Origin of the sequence: Rickettsia endosymbiont of Halotydeus destructor, from assembly GCF_049278075.1 — a bacterium.
In the GTDB taxonomy this organism is placed as follows: Bacteria; Pseudomonadota; Alphaproteobacteria; order Rickettsiales; family Rickettsiaceae; genus Rickettsia.
In genome coordinates this window covers 408,682-433,937 of record NZ_JAPNPB010000001.1, presented here as the reverse complement: position 1 = coordinate 433,937, position 25,256 = coordinate 408,682, and the positions used below count along the sequence as shown (strand labels likewise).

Below are 25,256 nucleotides of genomic sequence, written 5' to 3'. Positions count from 1 at the left end.
TATGCAAGACATTAATTGCTGGGAAGAAAAGTTTGAAGTTTGTGAGTATGCTGCAAGGCTGTTAGATAAGGTTACTTATTTAAACACGTTAGTAAAGCAGCCGGTAGACCTTCGAGAAATCAAAAAGGGTATTTATTACGCACGAAAATATCACGGCACACAAATGCGCCAATCAGGCGACCCGTATTATTCTCATCCGATAGAAGTTGCTTATATGGCAGCAGAGTTTACTGCTTACAGAAAAGTAAATTTTTTCACGGCTGATACGATTATTACTAGTTTGCTTCATGATACTATTGAAGACACATATCTTAGTGAAAAAATGATCACAAAAATTTTTGGAAGAGAGATAGCTATTCAAGTAGAGGCGCTAACAAGAGTAAAAATAGATAACAAGCTTAGCGCAGCTGAAATAATGAATATATTATTTTATAATGAAAATACAAAGTTATTAATTATTAAATTATGCGATCGTTTTCATAATTTACAAACTATTAGAGCACAATCTCCAGAAAAACAAAGGAAGACTGTTCATGAAACTTTAGTGACATTCTTGCCTATTGCTAGCACCGTTCATTATGAATTAGAAAATAAGCTTATTCAACTTTGTTTAAGCATTTTAAATGAACATGAAGAAAATGCTAATTTTCTTGCTAAAAATAATTTCCAGATGCTATCTCTAACTTTTTAAAATGGTTTAATCCAAATCTATAGCCTACAAGCACGGGAATAATAATTAATAATAATCCCCAATAACCAAAATGATTAGTTAAAAAAACAATACCAAAAGAGGCAACAGCATACATTAATGCACGAGATGTTGCAAAAATAAAGCTAGTATACTTAAAACGTTTAAAAACAGGAAAATACATACAAAATACTGCAAATGCGGTAAAGCCTGTTGGTGCAAATATTACAATAAATATTTGAAAAAAGAATAATTCATAAAAATTAGATACATTTCTTAATAAGATAGGTGATATTATAGCAAAAATACTGAATATAATTAACCTTACTTTAAGAATTTTTAAGGGGTGTATTCTATAAACCAAATAAGAAAGGACAATCGTAGCTATTAATTCTACCAAACCGACAATAAGATTCTGATGTATTACTTGTGCGGGAGTAAAATTAAAATTTTCCTTAAGAATGTTCCCGCAATGAATATATGTTATACAAAACCATAAAGGTCCTGTGCATTCAATTAAAAAGTAAGCCAAAGATGTTTTTTTACTAACTTTTTGTTGCCAAGCGGGATTAGATTCTAAATATTTTGTATCTATCTTAGCTTTTTCAAAGGTTTTTTTAATTCTTCTTTTTGCATCAACAAACTCTGGGGTTTCTCTTAAATTTGTTCTAGCTAATGAACCAATGAAGGCGACTACTGCTCCAAACCAAAATGCTAAACGCCAGTTAAATCCAAAAGAGGTAACAAGTGAGGCTACACCTAAAGCTGCAGCTCCTCCTAAAGTTGCAAAAACTGTTACTAAAGATACAGCCATGTATCTTGCAGGAAGCTTTACCATCTCCGCCAAATAAAGTTCTGCTCCTACAGCTTCCCCCATACACGCCATACCTTGTACTATACGACAAGCTGTTACTAGCCATGCTGCTTTAGCTCCGGCTTCTTCATAAGTTTGTAAATTAGCCATTACTAAACATGATAAAGACATCATGATAGTTGTAATAATAACTGTTGATTTACGACCTATAGTATCGCCAATCCAGCCGAATATTAAAGCACCTAGTGGTCTTAGTAAATATGTTGAACAAAAAGCAGCAGCAGAATAAATAAAAGCAACCTGAGGGTCGGCTTTAGGAAAAAACAACTCATTAAGCAATACGGCCATATGTACATAAAGCATTAGATCAAAATATTCAAGAAAGGTGCCGACAGATAACAACCCGATAGCTTGTTTTTGTTCTTTTGTTAAAAGTCGCTGCTCTATGTCATAACCTAACATTTTCTTTACATTTTTCATTAAAATTGCAAATAAAATATGCTTTTTCTATTATAAGTCAAGAGATATTTTTTATTTATTAAATTTTTTGAAGATTTTAAGAAGAGCGTTAATACATTGCCTTAACTTTGGGTGAAGCGTGGGTTAAAACGCTTCATTTTGAGCAGAGAATTTTAAGAAGAAATTATAATATATCGCAATTAAAAGATTTTTTAACAGGCTTGGCATTTGTGTTAGGAAAATCAGTTTGTCCACCAAGATGAACATCGTCATTATGATAAGTAGAGTGAGAAGTATGGTTATCGTGAGTACTTACTACTATTTGGTCATCATGAGATTTAAGCCAGTAATGTTCCTTAAATGTATCTAGTTTAATTGCATTATCTGAAAGAGTGGCTTCTAATCGGATACGTATATCTGATATGTCTCTGGCTGTTATTTCTTCATCCGGCTTTTTCTTATTAGTATTAGTGTTTATAAAACCTACCCATATTGAAGCTTCTCTTTCAACTTCATTTATATTATGTAAAGTCGATAATTGTTTTGTGCAAGCATTATTGCCTAGCTTGCTTCCTATAACTAAAAATAACTTATAATTATATTCACTCTTTTTGCCATGTAAGCCCTCTCTATTAATATAAGCAAGATTTATACAAGTTTCAGCTTTACCAAAAAGTAAAGCATCACTTAAACCGATTTTAACATTATTATAATCTTTTATAAATTCGTTTCTGCTTCCTGCCGGAACTTCCTTAAGCATTTCTAACGTTTCTAGAGCTCTGTTATATCCCTCATTAATTGTTAATAACTTTTCTTTTGCCATATTACTCCTCTTAATTTATTTTACCTAGTACGACCTTCATTTTTATTTTTCTGGTTATTTTTAGCTAATTGTTTAGCAGATTCAGGTCCTTTGCTATTTACTGGTGTTGATTTCTGGTTTTCCAAACCGATTCTTAATTGCTTCTTTGCTGTTGCTGCTTCATTATCAGGTACCGGCTGAAAGCCAAATTTTTCTTTTAAACCTATGACTATATCACCAACTGTATGCTTTAATTTTTCCAATACTGTTTGCTTGGTAATTTTTTCAGGTGAAAGTTTTTGTTGTGCAGCTATAGGAATTTCTTCAAAAGGAGGAGGTATTGGTAATTTAATTTCATCTGTTTTTGGAGGAAATTTAATATCATCTTTTGAAAGTGTATTATTTTGCTCAGTATCTTTGACTATGCCAGTATTAATCGCCTCTTGTTGAGCTTCTAATAAATTAACTGTATTGCTTAATATTTCATGCTGTTGAGGATTTTTTTCTTTAAGTTTAGCTATTCTTTCTTTAAGACCAATAGTTTCATTTTCTATATTTTTATATTCTTTCTTTACATCTGCAATGCTTTTATCCGCTCCTGCTTTCCGCTCAGCAGCTTCTTTGACTGTAGGTTGGAAGTCGGCTATCACCTTTTTTTGTTGATCTATATTATTGTCGACAACTTTAAGTCCTGACTTTTCAATAGGGGTAGGCTGCTCAGGAATTTTGATGGCTTTAAGCTTTTCTTCTCGTTCTCTTTCAAGCTTAGCAAGCTTTTCCCTATTCTTTTTATCTTGAGCTATAACAGTATCGTGATGCTTATTAGTTTCAGCGTGATACTTATATAATTCCTGCCGCTCTGCAAGTTGAGCTTTGATTTGTTCGGGGGTTTTAATTAATTCCTTTAATCTTTCTGGGTCAATTTCTTTACCAGCATCAAGATCAGCATTTATACCCTTTAATAACTCATTCTCTTTTTTTCTTTCTTCAATATATTTATCAGAATTCTTTAAAAATTCCTCATACTTCTCGCCAAGTCTTTTATGCTCATTATGTAAATCCTCTAATTTTTGCTGTTCTGCGAGTTCCTGCGGGTCTACTTGCCTTAAAATTTCTGCTTCATTATTTTGGGAATTTATACCAGAGGAAACTCTTTGCTGAGCGTTTTCTTCTTTGGCAGTTACGGCAGCTTGCAGATTCTTAATCTGCTCTGTTAATTCTGGATTGTTAGTACTGGATAAAAGACCAGCAACTTCACCGCCTAACCTTGCGAATTCGGCAGGATTTGTAGCAGCGGTAAGCTGCGCTTTGATGGCACTAATCGCATTTTTTAGCTGCGCATCATCCTGTTTATCCTTATCGTCAGCCATTTATAAACCTTATTTATCCTTACAGTACTGATAAAACATTTGAATTAACTAAAAAAATGAGGTTAATATTTTTTTGATCTAATTTGTTTAAGAATATGTTAATTGCGTTAATGTTTCAAATTATTACTAATATAGAAGCACTGCAATTAATTATTTTTTAATTCGGTTGCAAAAAAACAATATTTGCAACCGAATAGTAAGTATTAAAATTTTTTGACAAGATTATATATTATGTACAACTGCTCTAGATTCAGTTATATGGTTTAAACAAGTTTCTTTAGCTTCCTGCCATACAGCAAACGCGCTATCTAATAAAATAGATTCATCTATAAGCTTGATAGCTTCTTCATTTTGCCCTAAAAGTATTAACACTACTCCTTTAATATGTATAATTACTGGACTAACCGGTTTTAATTCAAATAATTTATTACAGATATTTAACGCTTCTTCATGTTTTTTTAAATCAAACAGTGCACGCACTTTTAATATCAAAGCACTTTTACTTTGAGGATTTGTATTTAATATTTCATCCAGAGCTTTAATAATTTTGTTCACAGAGCCTATATCATTATAGTATATTAAATACGTGTGTCTAGCTAACAAATAATTTAATATTATCGCTTTTAACAGAAGAGCTTCATCGTTTGAAGGATCAAGACTGAGAGCTTTATTAGTTGATTCTAGTGCTTTTTCTGCCTCACCCTCTCCACCCAACCTTGCTAACTCTGCTTGGGATGCCCCTAACATTAGATGTTCAAAAACCTCAAAAGATTTAGCTTCCGACAATTCCTGTACTACTTGGTTTGAATCTTTTACCCTGTTATCAATTATATTATTTTCGCCAGCATGATATACCTTAAAAAATTTAGTTAATTAAACCATATCATTCCTGCGTTACCTTCTCAAAATAGATTATTTAAAGTAGCAGTATATTATACTACTACTAGTAACAATTATACACGTATCGGGTTTTGCTTAACCTCAGACCATCCAGTATCAACAGGGTTATCAATTAGTGGTAACGTTAAAGGTAAGGTATAAATAAAAGCAGTACCTTTATATGGTAGGTTTAACTCTTGAACACACAGTTCCTGCGGGATAAAAAATAATACAATTACTACCAGTTTTTTAGTTAAAAGGTTCAAACCAGGAGGATTTCACTTTAAAGCAGTAATAGCTTGTTCAAAGCTTATTAAATATTCTTCTTCCTTGTCCAAATCCTTTAATTTGAGATTATTATTTTCCTGCTCGGCATCACCGATAAAAATAACAAATTTAGCATTTTCGGCAATTGCTCGCTGCATTCTTTTGGTCATTTTTCCTGCAGCATCCATAATTATGGGAATACTCTGCCCGCGAAATTTATCGGCAATTATTAAACAATGTTCAATATTATTTTCACTGATAGGTAAAATAAATACCGGTCTTATTGAAGATATATTATATTCTTTTATTAGCGCAAGCCGCTCAATTCCGGCAGCAAAGCCGATCGCAGGAACATTCTCACCGCCCATAACTTTACTAAGACCGTCATAACGCCCGCCGGCAAGTATAGTCGATTGCGCCCCAAGTTTTGTAGTAGTAAACTCAAAAGCAGTATGGCAGTAATAATCAAGCCCGCGAACTAAGCGAGAATTAATCTTATATTTAACCTTTAAGCCATCAAGATATTTTAGTAATTCATCAAAATATTTTTTAGCTTCATCAGTATAATATTCAGATAAGATCGGAGCGTTTGCTACTATTTTTTGATCATTTTCATTTTTTGAATCAAGAATTCGCATAGGATTTTTAAGCAGCCTTATTTTGCTCTCTTCTGATAATTCATTTTTAAAATCATTTAAATATTCTACTAATTTTTGCTGATAATTTACCCTGGACTCTGCACATCCTAAAGAGTTAAGCTCTAAAATTACATCTTTTTCTATTTCAAGAATTGCGAGAATATCAACCGCCAGCTTTATACTTTCAGCATCGGAATAAGAACCGCTAGCACCGATATACTCATAATTTAGTTGATGAAATTGCCTTTGACGTCCTGCTTGCGGTCTATCATAACGAAAAACAGGACCGTATGAGAAAAATTTTAAGGGGAGTTTTTGCTGCAAACCGTTTGAGATGAAGGCCCTAACAATCCCGGCAGTAAATTCGGGACGTAAAGCTACAGATTCGTCGCTTTTATCTAAAAAACTATAAATCTCTTTACTGATGACGTCGGAGCTTTCGCCCATTGAGCGATTAAAGACCTTGGTATATTCCAAGATAGGCGTACTCATTTGTTTATAGCCGTATAATGTCCCGATAGCTTTTGCTTTGTTGATTATATAATCGTGAACTTTATAATCATCTGGCAACAGATCTTTCATTCCACGTAAAGGTCTAAGCTTATCGGTCATTTTGGCTTATCTACTCTTGTCCTTTCTTCATAAAAAACGATCTTACTATATATAACCCAAATATTGCAATAAACCAATATATTAAGGCACGCCCTGCTGTTAATAGAGTAAAATTGCCCTTATATATTTCATTGCCATACATTTGTGCAAATAATAAATATATACAAGCAAAAATAATAAGGGGAGCAATAATAAATACAATAGGACATTTAAAAGGACGTTGTGCAGTTGGTAATTTAATTCTGAAAAGCATTACTATTATAGCAACAGTAGTATAATCAATTAAAGAACCCATAGAAGTTAATTGCATTGTAATATCAATAGGACAAAAACCTCCAAGCAACGCTGCAAGTGCTGAAAATATTATAATTGTAATGTACGGGCTATCATATTTAGGGTGCAATTTTGCAAAGCTTTTCGGTAGTAAGCCATCACGGGCAATAGCATAAAAAATACGGGAAGTTCCATATATATTCATCATAAGAACTGTCATCATACCGCAAACTGCACCAGTTGAAACAATTGCTGAGCCAATTTTACTGTTATTAAGTGCTAGTGCATACGCAAGAGGCTGATCATTATTTAATTGATCAAAAGGTGCTATACCTGTAACAAGACCTGACATAATAACATATACTAAAGTAGTTAAAACAAGCGAAAATATTATGCCAATCATTATATCACGTTTTGGATTTTTACATTCTTCAGCAGCCGTTGCGATTGTTCCAAATCCTGTAAACGCCAAGAATAATATTGAAGAACCAACTATAACATTACCAAAGCCAAACGGCATAAAATTTTCCCAATTTACTGGATTAAAATGAGGAGCTGACGCAAGTATAAAAGCAAAAATCGCTGCCATTTTTATAAAAACTAAAATTGCATTTAGCCTTTTACTGTCTTTAGTTCCCAAAAATAAAATAAATCCTATAAACACCGAAATTAAAAAAGCTGGCAAATTTATTATTCCACCATTCGCTGGTACAGTCGTCAACATTTTTGGTAAATATACTCCCCCAGCTTCTAATATTCCCTGAAAATAACCTGACCATCCAGCTGCAACAATTCCTGCTGCGACACCAAGCTCAAGAATTATTACACTACCTATTAACCAGGCAAATATTTCACCGAATGCAACATAGGAATAAGTATAAATACTTCCGGAAGTCGGAAGCATTGTAGCAAGCTCGGTATAAACAAGCGCTACGAAAATACATGTGACACCTGCAATCGCATAAGATAACATTACTGCTGGGCCAGAAAATTTTGCAGCAATCATCCCGGTAGTAACGAATACCCCAGTACCAATCATCGCACCCAATCCCAACATTACCAAATCAAATGCTCCAAGGGTCTTAGCAAGACCGCTAGCACTTCCTAATTCCTTTACCGATGCAAAACTTTTTTTATTTAAAAAACTCATTATTTCCTCAAATTATAAAATAAATTTTTAGTTGTTCCATAGTGTCATTGTAAAAACATCGTCATTGCGAGGAGCGTAACGACATGGCGATCTGGAAAATAAGTCATCCTGAATTTTTTTAGGATGTTCTTAATAAAGCTGAAACAGGTTCAGCATGACAAAAGCAGATTGCCACGTCGATTCTACGAATCTCCTCGCGATGACGATTCTGGTATTACACTCCCTATCTCCCTAGTAATCCAGCCGCCACCGAGTACTCTGTTATTATCGTATATAACACATGCCTGCCCTGGAGCTACCGCTTTTTCCGGTGCCAATAATTTTATTTTCATTTTAGAATTGCTTACTTTACTTACATAAGCAGGCGTAGGCGGTCTCATTGAACGAATTTTAACAGTTACTTCAAGTTTTTCACCTTCCTTAATTTCTTTCCCTAGCCAATTAACATCTTTTATAATAAATTCGTACGCTTCTAAAGCTGATTCTGGTCCTACATATATTATTTTTGTTATCGGATCAATTTTTACTACATATAAAGGTTCATGAGATGATATACCAAGCCCACGACGCTGCCCAACAGTATAATTGATAATCCCGTTATGAGTACCTAGCTCAAAACCATTAATGTGAATTATTTTACCTTTTTCATTAGCATCTTTACGAATTTTACTAATTACTGAACGATAATCTCCATCCGGTACAAAACAAATATCCTGGCTGTCCGGTTTATCTGCTACCCCAAGACCGAATCTAGTTGCCGCTTGCCGTGTTTCTTCTTTAGTTAAACCCCCTAAAGGAAAATGCAGATAATCAAGCTGCTCTTGCGTAGTAGCAAATAAAAAATAACTCTGATCTTTTAGAGGATCAAGCCCAGTATGCAGCTCTGCCCCGTTATCTCCAATAACTTTTCGAACATAATGACCGGTAGCCAAGCGCCTCGCCCCAAGTTCCTTCGCCGTTTTTAATAAATCTTTAAATTTTACCGATTGATTACACTGGACGCAAGGCAAAGGTGTTTCCCCTTGCATATAGCTATCAACAAAATTATCAATTACTGAATCTTTAAATTTACTTTCATAATCAAGTACGTAGTGAGGAATACCTAATTTCGCCGCTACCATTTTTGCATCATAAATATCTTGCCCCGCACAACAGGCGTTTTTTTTACTAACGGCTAAACCGTGATCATATAATTGCAAGGTAATCCCGATTACTTTATGCCCCTGCTCACATAGCATAGCAGCAACCGTTGAGCTATCAACTCCTCCAGACATTGCCACCACCACAGTAGACTCTTCATTAATCCAGTTCATCATGGTAAAAATATTTAGTTGTGCCTCACTTAAGACTTTAAACAAACAGTGCATTATAATAGATTTTTAAGTAAATTACAATAAGCTATTTAAAAATTAATAATAACTAAGATTTTTAGTTGTTTCTTACTTTAAAAAAGCTATAAGACAAGGTAATCACTTTTACATCGTTCATTTCCGGATCATTTTCAAAGTCTTTATCTATAAAAAATGTTACCGGCATAAGTATTTTCTCGCCGGCTTTTAATAATTGTTCTTCAAAACAGAAACAATGAATTTTAACAAAATATTTACCGGCTTTATTAGGTGTAACGTTATAAATAGAAGTACCTATTATATCGTTATCACCTAAATTTTCTGTTTCATAAAAAACTAAAGTATTTTGTCCGGGTACAAGTTGAACTTTCTGTTGTTTAGGTACAAAACGCCAAGGCAAATTTTTATCGACATTTGAATCAAATTCTATAGTTATCTCTCTACTTCCCTTTTCAGGAGAGTATATATTTATTACTTCCCGCGTGGTAGTACCGCCGTACCCCGTGACTTTACAAAATAAATTGTAAATCGGCACGGAGGCAAAACTTAGTAATATCATACTAACTATTAGCCCTAATAAAGAAGTTGCTAAATTTTTATTGGATTTTTTCAACGCTGCCCTTTAATTAGTTTATTTTAGATAATATATATGGTATTATAGGAAAATAATTTAATGATAATAGTAATAATATGGCTAATAATATTAATGCACTAGCAGTTTCTGTTGAATCAGGATTTTATAGCTATTTACAAAAAATTAATAAAATACCTTCTCTCTCACAGGAAGAAGAATTTTCACTGGCAAAATCTTACCTTGAAGACAATAATCTGCAAGCTGCTCACAAATTAGTAACTAGCCACCTTAAATTAGTAGCAAAAATCGCTAGCGGCTATAGAACTTACGGGCTTCCTTTAACAGAACTCGTTTCAGAAGGAAATATTGGTCTAATGCAGGCAGTAAAAAAATATAATCCCGATTTAGGTTTTCGTTTATCTACTTATGCTATGTGGTGGATTAAAGCCTCTATTCAAGAATATATATTAAAATCTTGGTCGTTAGTAAAGATGGGTACTACCGTCGCGCAAAAAAAGTTATTCTTTAGTCTCAGCAAAATTAAACATAAAATTACTAATTTATATTCAAGAGCCGTCACAGTTCAAGATTTTACTCAAATTGCAAGCGAACTTGGGGTAACGACAAATGAAGTGGCGGAAATGAATGCTCGACTTTCTGGAGCTGATATATCCTTAAATAATTCTATTAATAATGATGATAGTAGTGTAGGAGAATTAATTGAACTTTTGCCCGAAACTCGCCCAAATCAAGAGACTTTACTCATTAATAAACAAGATTTTACTAACAAAAGAAGTTTATTATCTAAAGCAATGAAAATTTTAAATGCTAGAGAGCTTCGTATTTTAACTGAACGTAAATTACAAGATTCTCCTAAAACTTTGGACATCTTAAGCACTGAATATAACATTTCTAAAGAACGTATCAGACAAATCGAGAATACTGCTTTCGAAAAAGTAAAAAAATTCGTTTTAAACCAGATTATTGATAATAATAAACAGCTTACAGTTCGATAAAAGTAGCAAAAGCTCGTCATTACGAGGAGGCACAAGCGTTGTTGCATGGCTCTTAAAAGCGCTCGATGTCATTCCCGCAAAAGCGGGAATCCAGAAAAAATAACCTTAATATTGGTACAAAAATTATATATTTGATAAAATAAACATATAAAAAACAAGTTTTTTATATGTTTTACTGGATTCCTGCTTTCGCAGGAATGACATTAAAAATTCGAGCCATGCAACAACACTAGCAAATGCTCGCAATGACGATCCGAGTCCACGCAACATACATTTTCCTTTATGCAACACTTAAGTATCTACATCCATTGGCCGTTTTGCTTGTCAAAATGTCCCTATTGTGATTTTAATTCGCATGTTACAAATAAAGTAGATCATCATCTTTGGCTTAAATCTTATGAAAAAGAAATTGATCATTTTAAAGATATAATTCACAGCAGATACATAAAATCTATTTTTTTCGGCGGCGGCACTCCTTCTTTGATGGAGCCATTTGTAGTAGAAGGAATAATAAATAAACTAAAAGAACTGGCAAATATTAATGATCAAACAGAAATAACGTTAGAAACAAACCCAACATCTTTTGAGACTAACAAATTTCAATCATTTAAATTAGCCGGAGTAAATCGTGTTTCAATCGGTGTACAATCTTTAAGAAAAGATGACTTAAAACAATTAGGCAGGCAGCATGACGCTGCGCAGGCTATAAAAACAATTGAAGCAGCTCGCAAAATTTTTTCTAAAATATCTTTTGATTTAATATATGCTCGAAGTAACCAAACTTTAAAAGATTGGCAACAGGAATTACAGGAAGCTATGCAACTCACTAGCGGGCATATTTCCTTATATCAGTTAACTATTGAAAAAGGTACTTTATTTTATAAACTATTCAAAGAAGGTAGTTTAACAATTCCAGACTCTGATCAAGCTGCCGAAATGTATGAATGGACCAATCACTATCTAGAATCTAATAATTATTTTAGATATGAAATCTCTAACTATGCAATACCAAATCACGAATGTATGCATAACCTGGCTTACTGGCATTATGATAATTATTTAGGTATCGGGCCTGGCGCGCATAGTAGAATTATTGAAAATTCAAAACCACAAATAGCTCATAGTATAATGATGTGGCATAAACCGGAAAAATGGCTTCAAATCGTTAATGATTCAAATGTAGGAATTCAATCTAAAATTAAGTTATCGACGCAGGAAATGGTGGAGGAAATATTAATGATGGGGTTACGTCTTAAAGGCGGAATAAATATTGATAGTCTAGAGCAAAAAATCGGCATGAAGTTAACTGATATATTAGATATCGACCTATTACAGTATTACCAAACATTAAACTTAATAAAATCAGATAAAAATATCTATCTAACAGATAAAGGATTAATGCTACATAGCTATATAATTCCGAGGTTAATCAAGTGTCATATCGTGGCTTGACCACGGTATCCAGAAAAAAGCTTAGTAAAACTGAATTTCATGTTCAAATCAGCGTTTTTGCATGGCTCACAAAATTAATAACAAAACCGCCATTGTGCGAGCCACTGCAAGCAACCCAACAATCGAGAAAATTTTATTTTAGATTGCGAGGAGATACTAGTATCTCCTCGCAATGACGATGTAGAATCACTCCATGCACAACAACGCCTACCGTAGTCAATCCACGGCATGACATTGTAACAAAGGAGTAGAGTTTTTAAAACTCTACTCCTTATTAAACTCTTATTAACCAGTTGTGCAGGTACCACTACCGGCTATCACACTAACTATATCCTGCGCTTTAAATAATATTATAATTGCCGTTATTATAACTATAGCTACTTCCCACTGTAATTTACCTCTAAGAGTTTGAATTCCTAAAACAATTATACCGATAATTGCTATTGCTCTAGCCGTATTTCCTTGAAATGTACTTATCAACTTACAAAGAGTATTCCCCACAGGATCAGCAGTCGCAGTCGCATCACTTGCAAAACTATCAAATGACATCATAATAATAGCCAGGCCCAAAAATGCCAGCAATAGACGCACTATTACATCTTGCTCTAGCGGTTCTGTATTTAACTTCTTAAAATTCATAAATTTACCTCGATAATTAATTAATATTTTATTGTTGGTTATGGAATACTTGTAATTCCACAGGCTGCATTAGTACTATCTGATACCATGTCTACTATAGCGGGCGCTTTAAATAATATGATAATAGCAGCTATTATCACTAAAGCTACTTCCCATTGTAATTTACCTCTAAGAGTTTGAATCCCTAGAACGATTATACCAACAATCGCTATTCCCCTTGCTGTATTGCCTCTAAAAATCACTATCATGTTACATAGCGCATTCCCGACAGGATCAGTAGTCGTACCACTTGCAAAACTATCAAATGACATCATAATAATAGCTACGCTAAAAAAGGCTAGCAATAGACGCGCTAGTACGTCTTGCTCTATTGGTTCTGTATTTAACTTCTTAAGATTCATAAATTTACCTCGATAATTATATTTAAATTATGTTACACTCTATTTACATATTAATCAACTTCTTAGTATATGCAAATATACTTATTTTATATGATAAAATAAGTATAAAACAAATATTTTAAGTAACATTATAATCACAAATTATGATCATTTACCTAATACATATACAAAGGTATATAAAAATAACCACACTACGTCGACAAAATGCCAATACCACGCAGCAAATTCAAAACCTAAATGGCCATTATCGTTATTTGTAAAATCTCCTCTTTTTGCTCTAAAGTAACACACTATTAAGAATATAGTCCCAATTATTACATGAGCGCCATGGAAACCGGTGGCTAAGTAAAAATTAGACGCATATATTCCATCCGTAAAATTAAAAGCTGCATGATGATATTCATAGGCTTGCATTAAAGTAAAAAATATTCCGAGCAATACGGTAAGACCCAGAGCGGTAATACAATCTTTCTGATTCTTTTCTTCCAGTGCATAATGCGCCCAAGTAACCGTACTACCGGATAACAGCAATATTAAGGTATTAATAAAAGGAATATCAAAAGGATCAAAAGTCTTAATAGAAAGAGGAGGCCAAATACCTTCTGTTACTACCCATACGCCATCAAGAATACCCACCGGGGATAAGCTAGCTTTAAAAAAAGAAGCAAAAAACACCCCGAAAAATACTATTTCCGTTAAAATAAATAGTGCCATCCCTATTCTAAGACCGGCTCTAACAGGCGTGGTATGTTGCTTCTCTATTATCCCTTCTTTTATTACGTCTCTCCACCATAAATATAAACAAAGAACTACTGAAACAACACCGCATATCAAAACATAAGTTCCGAATCTATAATCATGCATAAATAGAGTAGCACCGCTAACTAAAACAAGTAAGGCAAATGATATAAGTATCGGCCAAGGGCTTGGCTCTACAAGATGAAATAAATGAGGCTTAATTTTTGAATTTTGATTTATAGAGATTATTTCTTGACTCATATTTAGTAATTTCACTTTATTGAAAAATATATTTTCTTCACAGTAAGATACTAACTTATTACATATTTAAAAGCAAATTTTAGCAAAAATTATCTATGCTGAGAATATTTTTAATTTTTAGAAGCTAATTAGTAACTAAGAATTACATTTTTCTTTATGTTAACAACTAAAATCTCTTGACTCTTTAAATTATTATATTAATGTAGAAAGCCGCTAATAATGTTTAAGCTCCATTGTTACAAAACCAATCTGTTAAGCCTGGTTAATAGAATTATGCCAGGGGTCTGTTACTATAAGTGATCAAACGTCATGAAGTGTAATGGAAGGTTGTTGTTTTCAATGACGGAGCTTAACCCCTGGCACCTTTTTAACTGCTAGCAGATTGTAATTTATATAGATATGAGATACACATAAATTTACTGTAAGGGTTAAAAATGATTAACAAAGATGAAAACTTATTTGCAATTAAAAATGCTGAAGAACCTCAAATAGGATTTAAAAATATTCACAGGCCGGGTAAAAAAAATTTCTTTTTTTCTTTACCTTTTTTAGCTAGCCTTTTACTATTTTTTTATTTTCTTCTTAATTATTTAGAAAAGTAAGTTATTTAAAATTATTTCCAGGGTTAGACTTTATTTTACGCAAGACAATTTTAATAAAGAAATAAGGAATATTTTAATGAAAACAGATGATATAAAAGAATTATTAAAAATATCACTTGAAGAATTTAATGTACTTGAAGAAACACGAAAAGAGACAACATTTATATACTATTTTCTAACCGCAAATAGACTTTTAATAAAAATTGGAAATTGTTATAAAAAGTTGGGAAAAACTACAGAAAGCAATGAATATTTTGCAAAAGCTGAAGAACATTCATTACTTAATCAACTAACAATTTATGTAGAAGAAACTGCAAAAAATTTTGTAAACACTTGGGTAGCAATTTTCGCTTCAATAATCAATAACTTTTCTGAAGAATCAGAAGACTTAGCAACAACCCTTCTTGGAGGATTAGATGATTCAGAGAGTGAATTACCTCATTAACGATTCCGAAAATCAACCATGAAAACCGTTTTACCTGATCGCTCTCTTAAAATCCAAGCTAAGCTTGATTATATAGTAAGTCAAATCTTAGATATTGCACAAGATAAAATCGCTATGATTATCTTGTATGGCTCTTTTGCAAGAGGTGATTGGGTACGTGACCTACCTAATGGCTATCATAGCGATATTGATATTTTGATAATTCTCAAAAAAGGTAAATATAAAGGACACGCTACCTTAAGATTAGAAGATAAAATATATAAAAGGTTAGAGAAGACGGGAGTAATAAAAGATCAGATTATTCCATATGATTCAGAGATATCTATAATTCTTGAATCAATAGATGAGGTAAATACTCAGCTTGAAAAAGGACGTTATTTTTATACCGATATTAAAAAAGAGGGTATTCTTTTATATGATAGCGAAGAATTTACACTTAGTGAAGCTAAAGATTTACCTTGGGGTGAAGTAAAAGAAATTGCAAAAGATGATTACGAAGAGTGGTTTGAGAGTGGTAAATATTTTTTAAAAGCTTCTAAAAATGCTTTAGAAGAAAAAGCTTTTAAAATTGGTGCTTTTTTGCTCCATCAAGCCACTGAAAGTTTTTACAGTAGCATTTTATTAGTTTTTTCTCGCTACAAACCAAAACTACACGACATAAAAAAATTAGGGAGCAGAGCAGCAAATTATAATAGTGAATTATTGCAAGTTTTTCCTATGGCAACGCCTGAACGAAAAGAGTGTTTTAAATTACTCCGAGATGCTTATGTTAAAGCAAGATACGATAAAAGTTATAGAATTAGTGAAGAGCAGTTACTTTATCTAATTGAGAGAGTAGAAAAATTAAAAATGCTAACAGAAAAAATTTGCCTAGAGCGGATTAATCAATAAAATTTGTTATTGCATTAGATTGCCACGCTCCTTTTAGTCGCTCGCAATGACGTTTATGTTATTTCCGCGTGGCATTGTTGCGTGGATATCTCAACTGTCATTGCGAGGAATTGCGATAGCAACGACGCGGCAATCTAGAGAAAAATAACAGCGAGATTGCTTCACTTTGCTTGCAATGACGGGATGGGTTATCTTAGATTGCTGCGTCGATTCTGCAAATCTCCTCGCAATAACGTTGGGGCCTCCACGTAAAATATCTCCTCGCAATAACGGAGATACTTGAGATTGCCAATCTGCTTGCGGTACAGCTCGCAATAATAATTGAAGAAGAATCTACGCAACAAACCTTCTTATAATCCATGCCAGCGTTTAATTAATTTAGTATCTATATCAAAGAAATCCAATACTCTGCTAACCGAATGATTAATTATATCGTCTATTTTTTCCGGTTTACTATAAAAAGCCGGTACAGGCGGTGCTATTATTCCGCCGTAATTAGAAATTTTTAGCATGTTTTCTAAATGCCCCGTATGAAAGGGAGTTTCTCTAACCATTAAAATAAGCTTTCTTTTATCCTTTAATACTACTCCTGCGGCTCTGCTAATTAAAGTATCTTCAAATGAATGAGCAATTGATGCTACGGTTTTCATACTGCACGGCGCTATTATCATACCTAGAGTTTTAAATGAACCGCTTGAGATAGCAGCGCCCATATCCATAACGTTATAATGATAACTTGCCAAATTTTTAACTTGCTCTATAGAATATTTGGTTTCTACGGTTATGGTAATACACGCAGCTTTTGAAATTACTAAATGAGTTTCAATATTCTGCTCTTTTAATATTTCAAGTAACCGGATGCCGTAGATGGCTCCCGATGCCCCGGAAATCGCTATAACTATTTTTTTCTTTTGCTCCATTTTAAATAAAAACCTTATCTTATTAATATAATATTTATATTAATAATTTTTAAATCGTTCCAAGCTTTATCACCAGTATAGATAGGCAGGTTTAGTTTCATGCCAAGAGCAATACATGCTCTATCTCCAAGTGATAGACCTTTATGTTTTGTTGTTTTCTTAAGAGAAGCTGTAAGAAAAGATTGTTCTTGGTCAAAAGAAATAATAGAATTAATAAAAGGTTCGATAGAATCTTTACATTCCTGTTCTGACATATCTGATTGTAATAAAATTGCTGCTACTTCGGAAACATTAACAGTTGACATAATCACATTGCCTAAAAACTCTTCTAGATTTACCTTTACTGGTTCATTTTTTATTAAAGCAAGAAGGGTAGAGGCATCAAATATTACCTTATTCATCTTTAGCCTCTTTTCTGCGCTGCTCGATTAATTTGTCTACTAAGCTTTCTTCAGAAGGATGATATTTATTAACTGTATTACGAGCTTTTTTTAGAATAAATCTCAAAGGAGATATAATTACTTCTCCTTCTTTAAGAGTAAAAATTATTTCTTCTCCGTCTTTTAGATTTAAGTACTTCCGGCATAAAGAAGGTATAGAAACTTTTCCTCCTTTTGCTAGTTTTGCTCTACATATCATAATTAGTTCTATATTAATTTAAAATAGTATATAATAATGTACCATGAAAAAGATATAGTACCTAATAGTATTTTTAGTAACTATATAAAATATATGACCAATTATGCAAATAGCTAAAATATTATTACCGCTACCGAAGTTATTTCCATTGGATTATATAGTTCCGCTCGAGCTAGATTTACATATCGGTGATTTGGTAACAGTGCCTTTTCGAAATAAAGAAATAACGGGGATAGTATGGGAGCTTAATGTTACTTCCGATAAAGCAAAGCTTAAAGCGATAATAGAAAAAATATCGCTGGGTTTTAGGCTTAATTCAGAAATTTTAGAATTAATAAAATGGATGAGTGAATATTATTTAAGTGAATTAGGAGGGATTGCTAAATTAGTACTACCCATAGATATTGCCGAGAAACCAATTAAAATTAAAGAACAGTTAATAAAAACAGATTTTACGTTGCCGGATTTATCTAACGAACAGCACCAGGCAGTTAAGTTAATAAAGCAAACCGATAAGCCTATAATAATTAAAGGAGTTACTGGCTCTGGTAAGACGGAAGTTTATTTTAATCTAATTACCGATTACCTGAAACAGGGTAAACAGGTGCTAGTTATGCTGCCGGAAATTGCTTTAAGCATGCAAATTATTAACCGCTTCACTGAGCGTTTCGGTTTTGAGCCGGTGGTGTGGAATTCCGGAGTATCCAAAGCTAAAAAGAAAGCGATTTTAAGAGGGATATTAAGCGATAAAGTCAAAATAATAATAGGAGCACGTAGTAGCCTTTTTTTGCCGTATAAAAACCTCGGTTTAATAGTTGTTGATGAGGAGCATGATGATTCTTATAAGCAAGATGACGGCATATTATATAATGCACGGGATACGGCGGTAATAAGAGCAGGACTTGACAAGGCACAAATTATTTTATGCTCCGCTACTCCTTCTATCGAAACAATATATAATGTAGAGCAAGGAAAATATCAGTTAATTATTTTGGCTTCTCGGTATAAAGATGCTGCTATGCCAACAATAGAAATAATTAATATGAAAAAGGAGGATTTGTCAAAAAACTCTTATTTATCTAAGCCTTTAATAACTGCTATTGCTGAAAATTTAAAAAATAATAAGCAAACCCTGCTATTTCTTAATCGCCGAGGTTATGCCCCTTTAATGCTCTGCAAGCTTTGCGGTCATCGCTTTACTTGTAAATCTTGCTCAGCTTGGTTAGTCGTGCATAAAAGAACTAAAAAACTTGAATGTCATCATTGCGGTTATACGAGCAGAATCCCGACGAATTGTCCGGAATGTAAGGAAGATGAAGCGCTGACAATCTGCGGGCCTGGAATAGAGCGAATAGAAGAAGAAACAAAATCCCTTTTTCCGAATGGTAGAATTGCCGTAATCAGTAAAGACCATTTAGGGAAGCCGGAAAAGATAGCCGACCTGCTTCATAAAATGGAGTATTCAGAAATTGATATTCTGATAGGAACACAGATGATTACTAAAGGTTATCATTTCCCGAATCTTACTCTAGTCGGTGTAATTGATGCCGATCTTGGGAGTAGTAACGCTGACTTACGTTCAAGCGAGCGAACGTATCAGTTACTCCATCAAGTAGGAGGTAGAGCAGGAAGAGGTGAAGCAAAAGGCATCGTATTAATGCAAAGCTATTATCCTGATAATATGATTTTTAGTCATATTATTAACTCAGATGAAGAGGCATTTTTTCAGTATGAATTGCAAACAAGAAAAACCGCAGATATGCCGCCCTTTACGAAAATGGCTTCGATAATTTTATCCGGTACCGATGAGCATAAAATACTTGCAATAGCTAAAAATTTAGTAAGAATTGCCCCAAATACTAGGGCAAAAATTCTAGGACCAGCTAGCTCTTTAATGTCAAAACTTGCCGGCAAATATCGCTTTCGAATCCTCGTTGTAGCTGATAAAAAATTCAATCTCCAAAAATATTTAAAATTCTGGTTAAGCTTAATTAAAATTCCAGCAAGTTGTCTTGTTAAAATCGATATCGATCCTAAAAGTTTTTATTGAATTCCTTATTACTCAATGTTTAATGAATAATCCCCAGTAACCGATACTGGATCATCATACCCGCTTACGTCTATATGCTGCATTTTTTCGTGTGCGACTCTAGATATAGCGTCATGATTTCCTGCTTTATTAAACACTATTAATTCATTCTTACCGTTATAATATGTCTTACTGGCATATAATCTAAGATCTAAACTAAGTGATTTTAATTCTGCTATAGAATCACTAAAAAAATATTTTATGCCTGAGAGGCCTTTTGCTCTGTCAACCTCTTCCTTATGTAAAGCTTTAACAAATATATCATGAGTTATAGGGTCGAGCGTATTGCTTAATTTAGGATCAATTACAGCATAAAGATTTTTTTTACTATTTATTTTGACGACTTCCTCTGATTCTGAGCTAAACTCGCCTTCCTCAGCATGCCATAAAATTGATTTTTTAATACCAAAGAATTCTTGTATTTGTTGTTGTTGTAATTCTGCTTTTTTGAATTTAAAATAATTAAAAACTTGTTTTTGATGCTGTGCAAGGGTTACATAATCTTCTGCTTTTATCAGTTCTTCTATGCTTTCAAAACCTATTTTTGGTGCTTTAGGTAAAGCTCTCATAAACGGCTCTTGTAGTATTATATTGGAAATAGAACTTTCTATTATTTCTATTTCTTTCTCGTGTGGCTTCTCTATATGTGTAGAATCATCAAGATTTCGATCGGTAGATAAATTCGAAGATTTTATTAAATTTTGTATTACCGTTCCAAACTTTAATAAATTTGAGAGTTTTTCAATATTCTCAGCAGAGATATTAGAATTATTTAAAGAATATTCATATAATCCTTTTATATTTTTTATATAAATAGGCAAATTTTCTTTTGTTTTTTGATTATTCCATGTACTATATAACTTGTCCAAGTAAGCTTCTTGAATAAAATTTGTCCATTTTTCATCACTCAACATTTCCTTTTTAATATTCGCTAAAATTTCATCACTCTTGGCTAAATATTTCTCGTCTTGATTGAAAAAAAAGAACTCTAAAGCTTTTAATGCTAAAATATTATGAGTATTTAAAATGTTAGGATACTTTTTGTATATTTTGCTTAAAAATTTGCATCCATTACTCCAGTCTTTTTGATCAAGAAATGACAATAAATAGTCATACATTACTTCATAAAACCAAATTGTTTTATTGTTAACTATAGCTTGATCCAATTGTTTATCGTATATGTTACGAGCTAATTGATGTTCTTCGGCATTTTGATGTATTTGTGCTTGTATAGAATAATATATCTTAGTCTTAGAAGTATCATTTTTAAATTCTTCAGGAGATAACTTATCAAAATTATATTTCAATAATATATCGTTAAAAGCTGATATATTTTGTGGAATCAAAATTTTTTTATAAGTAAACATTATTGTTAAAAGTTTAAGATCGCTATCAGTTATTTTTTCTGCTTCTACAAACGCTGCATTGTAATCCTTCAAATGATCAAGATAAATATTATATTTATTTATTACTATATTATCGTCAGATGCTAACAACTCTGCTTTAGACAAATAATCCAATCCTTTTAAAAAGTCAGAATTAGAATAAACCAATCCTAGCTCTCTTAAAAAATTTGATTTATTCTTTTCTGACCAAACCTCTATTACCTCTAAATTTTCTTCAATTAGTTTAGCATATTTTATAGATTCTAAATATTTTCCTGTATTATGAGTCTCTTTCATTAAATTAAGACAAAATGATACTAATTTTTCTGAAAAATATTTTGAGAATTTTTTATTTTTTTCTAAAATTTCTATAATAGAATCTTCTAATTTTTTTCTTGTGTTAAACTTAAAGATTTTATGAATATTAATTGCTTCCGAAATTACGTATAATACGTTCTCTATAATTTCTTCTTTAGTATCATTATCATAAGTTGCAGAGTTTAATTGAAAAATTTTATTATTAACAAATTCTTGTTGTTCTCTTATTACCTTAGAAAGTAAATGATATTCTTTACCTAATATAAGTTTATAATAGTTTTCTCTAACTTTAGCTTGTTCTGTTATATATACTAAACCTTGTCGAAACGATTCCGTCTGCTTTTTTAAACCATTAGATATATTTTCATCTACAACGATATCACCTATAATATTGGAATAATTTAAAGAAAGGAAAAAACTTTGCAATTTATCAGGCATAAAATTTATTAATTTTAATGCTTCATTTTTATTATATGTTATTGCTAATTTACACATTACGGATAAATCAATTTCGGCTCCTTTTTGTATAAGCAATTTAACAATTTCTGTATGCTTAAATACTATAGCAGCCTCTATTGGTTTACATTTATCCTTATCTAACTCATTTATGTCATATTTCTTATCAAGAAGATACGCAATACACTTTTTAGCTTCATATACTACAGATAAGTGAAAAATAGGTGTTAAAGTTGATTTTTTTGAAATTTACCAAAATCTAACTTTAATGTTTCCATAAAATATTTTAAAATATCTACTCTATCATTAGCTATAACATATTTTGATGCTTCAAAAGCTTCTCTTGCTGTTAGTTTGCCATTATTCTTCTCAAACAATTCAAATATTTGTAAATTCTTACTGTCTATAGCCACACTAATTAAATTTGTCCTATTAACAGCATCTGTTGTTAAAAACTTTATTGCTTCTTTTAAAAATTGTGTGTCAGCTTTTACTGAATAGCTACTAGTTTGATTGGTATTAGGTTGAATTTGTTTTTTATTATTTTTCTTAGGCATGACACTTACTTTAGAAATTAATTATTTATTAAAAAATTAAGGCATTATAATATTCTTGATAAAAAATTACAAGAGCCTAATAAACTATTGAAATTAGTAAGCGATCTTATTAGTATAATTAAAAATAAAAGAGCTTAAATCTATGTATCCATTAGTACGCTTAAGAAGAAATAGAAAAACCTATTGGCTGCGTGAACTGTTAGCAGAGAATCATTTAACGGTAAATGATTTAATCTTGCCGTTATTTGTTGTTGAGGGGCATAATCAAAGGCAGGAAATTAAAACTATGCCCGATATATACCGCTTATCTATTGACCAGGTTATAGAAACTGCTAAACAAGCAGCGGAGTTAGGTATTAAAGCTATTGCTTTATTTCCTTGTATTGATGAAAAACTAAAAAGTGATAATGCTGATGAGGCTTATAATCTGGATAATCTAATTTGCCGCACAATACGCAGTATTAGAAACGCTAATATCGATATCGGTATAATATGTGATGTTGCGTTAGACCCTTATACTCTTAGCGGTCATGACGGTATTATTCATCACGATGAAGTCGATAACGACAAATCTGTTAAAGCTTTATGTAATCAGGCTCTGGTTCTTGCTAAAGCCGGCGCAGATGTTGTTGCGCCTTCCGATATGATGGACGGGCGTATTATGGCTATCAGGGAGTATTTGGATCATGAAGGTTTTATCAATGTTAATATTCTTGCTTACGCCGCTAAATATGCTTCAAGCTTTTACGGTCCTTTTCGAGATGGATTAGGGAGTAATAAAAAGAATTATTTAGATAAGTCCAGCTATCAGATGGATATTCGCAATATAAAAGAGGCAATGCTTGAAATAGAACATGATATAGCTGAAGGAGCGGATATGGTAATGATCAAACCGGGTATGCCATTTTTGGATGTCATTCGAGAAGCCACCAATAATTTTAATACTAAAATTTTTGCCTATCAGGTTAGTGGTGAGTATGCTATGCTAAAATTTGCCGCCCAAGCGGGAGCCTTGGACTGGCATAAAGCTTTATTAGAATCGTTAATAAGCTTTAAACGCGCAGGAGCAAGTAGCATATTCACCTATGCAGCTCTTGAAGTGGCCGAGATTTTGAATATGAGAAAGTAGCAGTATGTCATTCCTAGCTAAAGGTATTGTCCGCGTGGATAATAAAAGCATGGTCTATGTCATTCCCGCGTAGGCGGGAATCCAGACTTTTCTACCTCCGTCATTGGAGAAACGTAGTCATGGCATGGCAATTTCAGCTAATCTCTCACGTCATTGCGAGCGAAGCAATCTCATGAAATTTTAGAAAGATTGCCGCGTCTCTACGCTCCTCGCAATGACGATTATAAGTATTTTCTAGATTCCCGCCTACGCGGGAATGACATACGGGGAGCAGGAATGACATCGAGAACTAAATCCATGCAATAACGCTTATAAAAATGATGATATATGTACAATAAATTATTTTCTTGTTTTTTTATATTATTCTTGATTTCCACTCTAACACTTGCCAACGAAGCTTTACCGCCGAAAAAGATGAGCTGGCCGTTTGGAGGGGTGTTTGGTAGTGTTGACCGCGAGGCAGCACAACGGGGCTTTCAGGTCTATAAAGAAGTTTGTAGTGTTTGTCACGGTCTACATAATTTATCCTATCGAAATTTGAAGGATATAGGTTTTTCCGAGGAGGAAATAAAAGAAATAGCCAAGGGTTATACTGTCAAGGACGGGCCTAATGATGAAGGTGAAATGTTTGATAGACCTGCTTTGCCGTCTGATCGTTTTGTAGAACCTTATCCAAATGAGCAAGCGGCAAGGGCTGCAAATAATGGTGCTCACCCGCCGGATTTGTCGCTGATTATTAAAGCTCGTCATGACGGAGCGGATTATTTATATTCATTGCTTACTGGTTATGCTGATGCGCCTGCTGACTTTAAATTAATGCCTGGGCTAAACTATAATCCATATTTTGCTAATGACCAAATCGCTATGCCGCCGCCGCTCACAAATGGACAGGTAACTTATATAGACAGCACTCCTGCCACCATCGAGCAAATGACCAGAGACGTTGCGATATTCCTACAATGGGCAGCAGAGCCGGAAATGGAACATCGTAAATCGATGGGGCTCAAAGTAATGATGTTCCTGGTAATATTTACCATATTATTTTATATTGCCAAAAATCGTATTTGGTCAAACTTAAAGTAAAGATTACATTTTCTCAAAAATTAACTAGGTTCTGTGAACAAAATTTAAGTTATTTATATTTTAAGATATTTTTTAGCGAAAATTAATAAGATTTTTGTAGGAATAGTGATTCATATTTCAAAAAAATCTTATAATTTGCAGCAAAAAAGAACTAAAATAGATTAATTTAAATTTTGTTCACTGAACCTAGACTCTACAAATAAAATTTAAATTATTTTTATCTTAAGGGTATTTAATACAATAATTAATTTAGGATTCTTTTAATTAGTTGTACAGAAACTCTATACGGCTCGAAAGAGAATTATATTGAGCAAAAATTAAGTCGGAAAGCTAATAAAAAAGCGTACAGATTTTTGAAGA

The 25,256-nt window shown here is 32.8% G+C and carries 26 protein-coding genes; 9 read left to right on the top strand and 17 right to left on the bottom strand.

Annotation, left to right across the window (positions count from 1 at the left end):
- The first annotated feature begins 1 nt into the window (after position 1).
- Positions 2-691, top strand: a complete 690-nt coding sequence (locus OTR29_RS02050) for an HD domain-containing protein (RefSeq protein ID WP_422228992.1) — start codon at positions 2-4, stop codon at positions 689-691.
- On the opposite strand, the gene OTR29_RS02045 is transcribed toward OTR29_RS02050, so the two are convergent.
- The 9 genes from OTR29_RS02045 to OTR29_RS02005 all read right to left on the bottom strand — a co-directional run bounded on the left by OTR29_RS02045 (position 654) and on the right by OTR29_RS02005 (position 9,914).
- A complete protein-coding gene (locus tag OTR29_RS02045) occupies positions 654-1,964 on the bottom strand; it encodes an MFS transporter (protein WP_422229063.1) in 1,311 nt (436 codons plus the stop codon). The genes OTR29_RS02050 and OTR29_RS02045 overlap by 38 nt on opposite strands.
- A gap of 181 nt (positions 1,965-2,145) precedes the next feature.
- Entirely contained in the window at positions 2,146-2,784 is a 639-nt protein-coding gene (locus OTR29_RS02040; RefSeq protein ID WP_422228991.1) for a hypothetical protein, read from the bottom strand.
- 20 nt (positions 2,785-2,804) lie between these two features.
- Complete coding sequence (locus OTR29_RS02035; protein WP_422228990.1) at positions 2,805-4,133, bottom strand: coiled-coil domain-containing protein; 1,329 nt, start codon at positions 4,131-4,133, stop codon at positions 2,805-2,807.
- A 222-nt stretch (positions 4,134-4,355) separates the two neighbouring features.
- Positions 4,356-4,919 carry a tetratricopeptide repeat protein gene (locus tag OTR29_RS02030; protein ID WP_422228989.1) on the bottom strand — a complete coding sequence of 188 codons (564 nt, stop codon included), beginning with the start codon at positions 4,917-4,919 and terminating at the stop codon, positions 4,356-4,358.
- A 167-nt stretch (positions 4,920-5,086) separates the two neighbouring features.
- Positions 5,087-5,278 carry a hypothetical protein gene (locus OTR29_RS02025; protein ID WP_422228988.1) on the bottom strand — a complete coding sequence of 64 codons (192 nt, stop codon included), beginning with the start codon at positions 5,276-5,278 and terminating at the stop codon, positions 5,087-5,089.
- A gap of 12 nt (positions 5,279-5,290) precedes the next feature.
- Entirely contained in the window at positions 5,291-6,529 is a 1,239-nt protein-coding gene (gene hisS, locus OTR29_RS02020; RefSeq protein ID WP_422228987.1) for a histidine--tRNA ligase, read from the bottom strand.
- A 10-nt stretch (positions 6,530-6,539) separates the two neighbouring features.
- A complete protein-coding gene (locus OTR29_RS02015; RefSeq protein ID WP_422228986.1) occupies positions 6,540-7,952 on the bottom strand; it encodes an amino acid permease in 1,413 nt (470 codons plus the stop codon).
- A 182-nt stretch (positions 7,953-8,134) separates the two neighbouring features.
- On the bottom strand, positions 8,135-9,268 hold the full coding sequence (gene mnmA, locus OTR29_RS02010; RefSeq protein ID WP_422229062.1) for a tRNA 2-thiouridine(34) synthase MnmA: 1,134 nt from the start codon (positions 9,266-9,268) through the stop codon (positions 8,135-8,137).
- Between the two features lie 112 nt (positions 9,269-9,380).
- Positions 9,381-9,914, bottom strand: coding sequence for a cytochrome c oxidase assembly protein (locus tag OTR29_RS02005; protein WP_422228985.1), 534 nt, complete (start codon positions 9,912-9,914; stop codon positions 9,381-9,383).
- Between the two features lie 77 nt (positions 9,915-9,991).
- Here OTR29_RS02005 and rpoH point away from each other — a divergent pair, with 77 nt between their 5' ends.
- Together rpoH and hemW are read left to right on the top strand one after the other, a co-directional pair.
- On the top strand, positions 9,992-10,891 hold the full coding sequence (rpoH, locus tag OTR29_RS02000) for an RNA polymerase sigma factor RpoH (protein WP_422228984.1): 900 nt from the start codon (positions 9,992-9,994) through the stop codon (positions 10,889-10,891).
- 282 nt (positions 10,892-11,173) lie between these two features.
- Positions 11,174-12,343: a radical SAM family heme chaperone HemW gene (gene hemW, locus OTR29_RS01995; RefSeq protein ID WP_422228983.1), complete on the top strand. Its 1,170-nt coding sequence runs from the start codon at positions 11,174-11,176 to the stop codon at positions 12,341-12,343.
- Between the two features lie 285 nt (positions 12,344-12,628).
- Here hemW and OTR29_RS01990 read toward each other — a convergent pair whose 3' ends face one another.
- The 3 genes from OTR29_RS01990 to OTR29_RS01980 form a co-directional block, all read right to left on the bottom strand.
- Positions 12,629-12,982: a TrbC/VirB2 family protein gene (locus OTR29_RS01990; protein WP_422228982.1), complete on the bottom strand. Its 354-nt coding sequence runs from the start codon at positions 12,980-12,982 to the stop codon at positions 12,629-12,631.
- Positions 12,983-13,020: 38 nt separating this feature from the next.
- The gene (locus OTR29_RS01985) at positions 13,021-13,383 is read right to left on the bottom strand and encodes a TrbC/VirB2 family type IV secretion system protein (protein ID WP_422228981.1); all 363 of its coding nucleotides are present in this window, start codon (positions 13,381-13,383) and stop codon (positions 13,021-13,023) included.
- 147 nt (positions 13,384-13,530) lie between these two features.
- Complete coding sequence (locus tag OTR29_RS01980) at positions 13,531-14,382, bottom strand: cytochrome c oxidase subunit 3 (RefSeq protein WP_422228980.1); 852 nt, start codon at positions 14,380-14,382, stop codon at positions 13,531-13,533.
- Between the two features lie 434 nt (positions 14,383-14,816).
- On the opposite strand from OTR29_RS01980, the gene OTR29_RS01975 reads away from it, so the two are divergent.
- From OTR29_RS01975 to OTR29_RS01965, 3 genes are all read left to right on the top strand, one after another.
- Positions 14,817-14,984 carry a hypothetical protein gene (locus OTR29_RS01975; protein WP_422228979.1) on the top strand — a complete coding sequence of 56 codons (168 nt, stop codon included), beginning with the start codon at positions 14,817-14,819 and terminating at the stop codon, positions 14,982-14,984.
- A 76-nt stretch (positions 14,985-15,060) separates the two neighbouring features.
- The gene (locus OTR29_RS01970) at positions 15,061-15,429 is read left to right on the top strand and encodes a hypothetical protein (protein ID WP_422228978.1); all 369 of its coding nucleotides are present in this window, start codon (positions 15,061-15,063) and stop codon (positions 15,427-15,429) included.
- 18 nt (positions 15,430-15,447) lie between these two features.
- Positions 15,448-16,320 (top strand): HEPN domain-containing protein, encoded by an 873-nt coding sequence (locus OTR29_RS01965; RefSeq protein ID WP_422228977.1) that lies wholly within the window; start codon positions 15,448-15,450, stop codon positions 16,318-16,320.
- Between the two features lie 350 nt (positions 16,321-16,670).
- On the opposite strand, the gene OTR29_RS01960 is transcribed toward OTR29_RS01965, so the two are convergent.
- From OTR29_RS01960 to OTR29_RS01950, 3 genes are read right to left on the bottom strand one after another with little or no spacing between them, the layout of a single operon-like run.
- Positions 16,671-17,240 carry a UbiX family flavin prenyltransferase gene (locus tag OTR29_RS01960; protein WP_422228976.1) on the bottom strand — a complete coding sequence of 190 codons (570 nt, stop codon included), beginning with the start codon at positions 17,238-17,240 and terminating at the stop codon, positions 16,671-16,673.
- 14 nt (positions 17,241-17,254) lie between these two features.
- The gene (locus tag OTR29_RS01955) at positions 17,255-17,641 is read right to left on the bottom strand and encodes a type II toxin-antitoxin system VapC family toxin (RefSeq protein WP_422228975.1); all 387 of its coding nucleotides are present in this window, start codon (positions 17,639-17,641) and stop codon (positions 17,255-17,257) included.
- Entirely contained in the window at positions 17,634-17,879 is a 246-nt protein-coding gene (locus OTR29_RS01950; RefSeq protein WP_422228974.1) for an AbrB/MazE/SpoVT family DNA-binding domain-containing protein, read from the bottom strand. Before OTR29_RS01950 ends, OTR29_RS01955 begins: the two co-directional genes overlap by 8 nt.
- A 103-nt stretch (positions 17,880-17,982) precedes the next feature.
- Between OTR29_RS01950 and OTR29_RS01945 the strand changes: the two genes are divergently transcribed.
- Positions 17,983-19,929 (top strand): primosomal protein N', encoded by a 1,947-nt coding sequence (locus OTR29_RS01945; protein ID WP_422228973.1) that lies wholly within the window; start codon positions 17,983-17,985, stop codon positions 19,927-19,929.
- Positions 19,930-19,937: 8 nt separating this feature from the next.
- Here OTR29_RS01945 and OTR29_RS01940 read toward each other — a convergent pair whose 3' ends face one another.
- On the bottom strand, positions 19,938-22,349 hold the full coding sequence (locus OTR29_RS01940; RefSeq protein WP_422229061.1) for a hypothetical protein: 2,412 nt from the start codon (positions 22,347-22,349) through the stop codon (positions 19,938-19,940).
- Positions 22,350-22,354: 5 nt separating this feature from the next.
- The gene (locus OTR29_RS01935; protein WP_422228972.1) at positions 22,355-22,684 is read right to left on the bottom strand and encodes a hypothetical protein; all 330 of its coding nucleotides are present in this window, start codon (positions 22,682-22,684) and stop codon (positions 22,355-22,357) included.
- A gap of 142 nt (positions 22,685-22,826) precedes the next feature.
- On the opposite strand from OTR29_RS01935, the gene hemB reads away from it, so the two are divergent.
- Positions 22,827-23,813: a porphobilinogen synthase gene (gene hemB / locus OTR29_RS01930; RefSeq protein ID WP_422228971.1), complete on the top strand. Its 987-nt coding sequence runs from the start codon at positions 22,827-22,829 to the stop codon at positions 23,811-23,813.
- A gap of 327 nt (positions 23,814-24,140) precedes the next feature.
- Complete coding sequence (locus tag OTR29_RS01925; RefSeq protein WP_422228970.1) at positions 24,141-24,896, top strand: cytochrome c1; 756 nt, start codon at positions 24,141-24,143, stop codon at positions 24,894-24,896.
- The last annotated feature ends 360 nt before the right edge of the window (positions 24,897-25,256 follow it).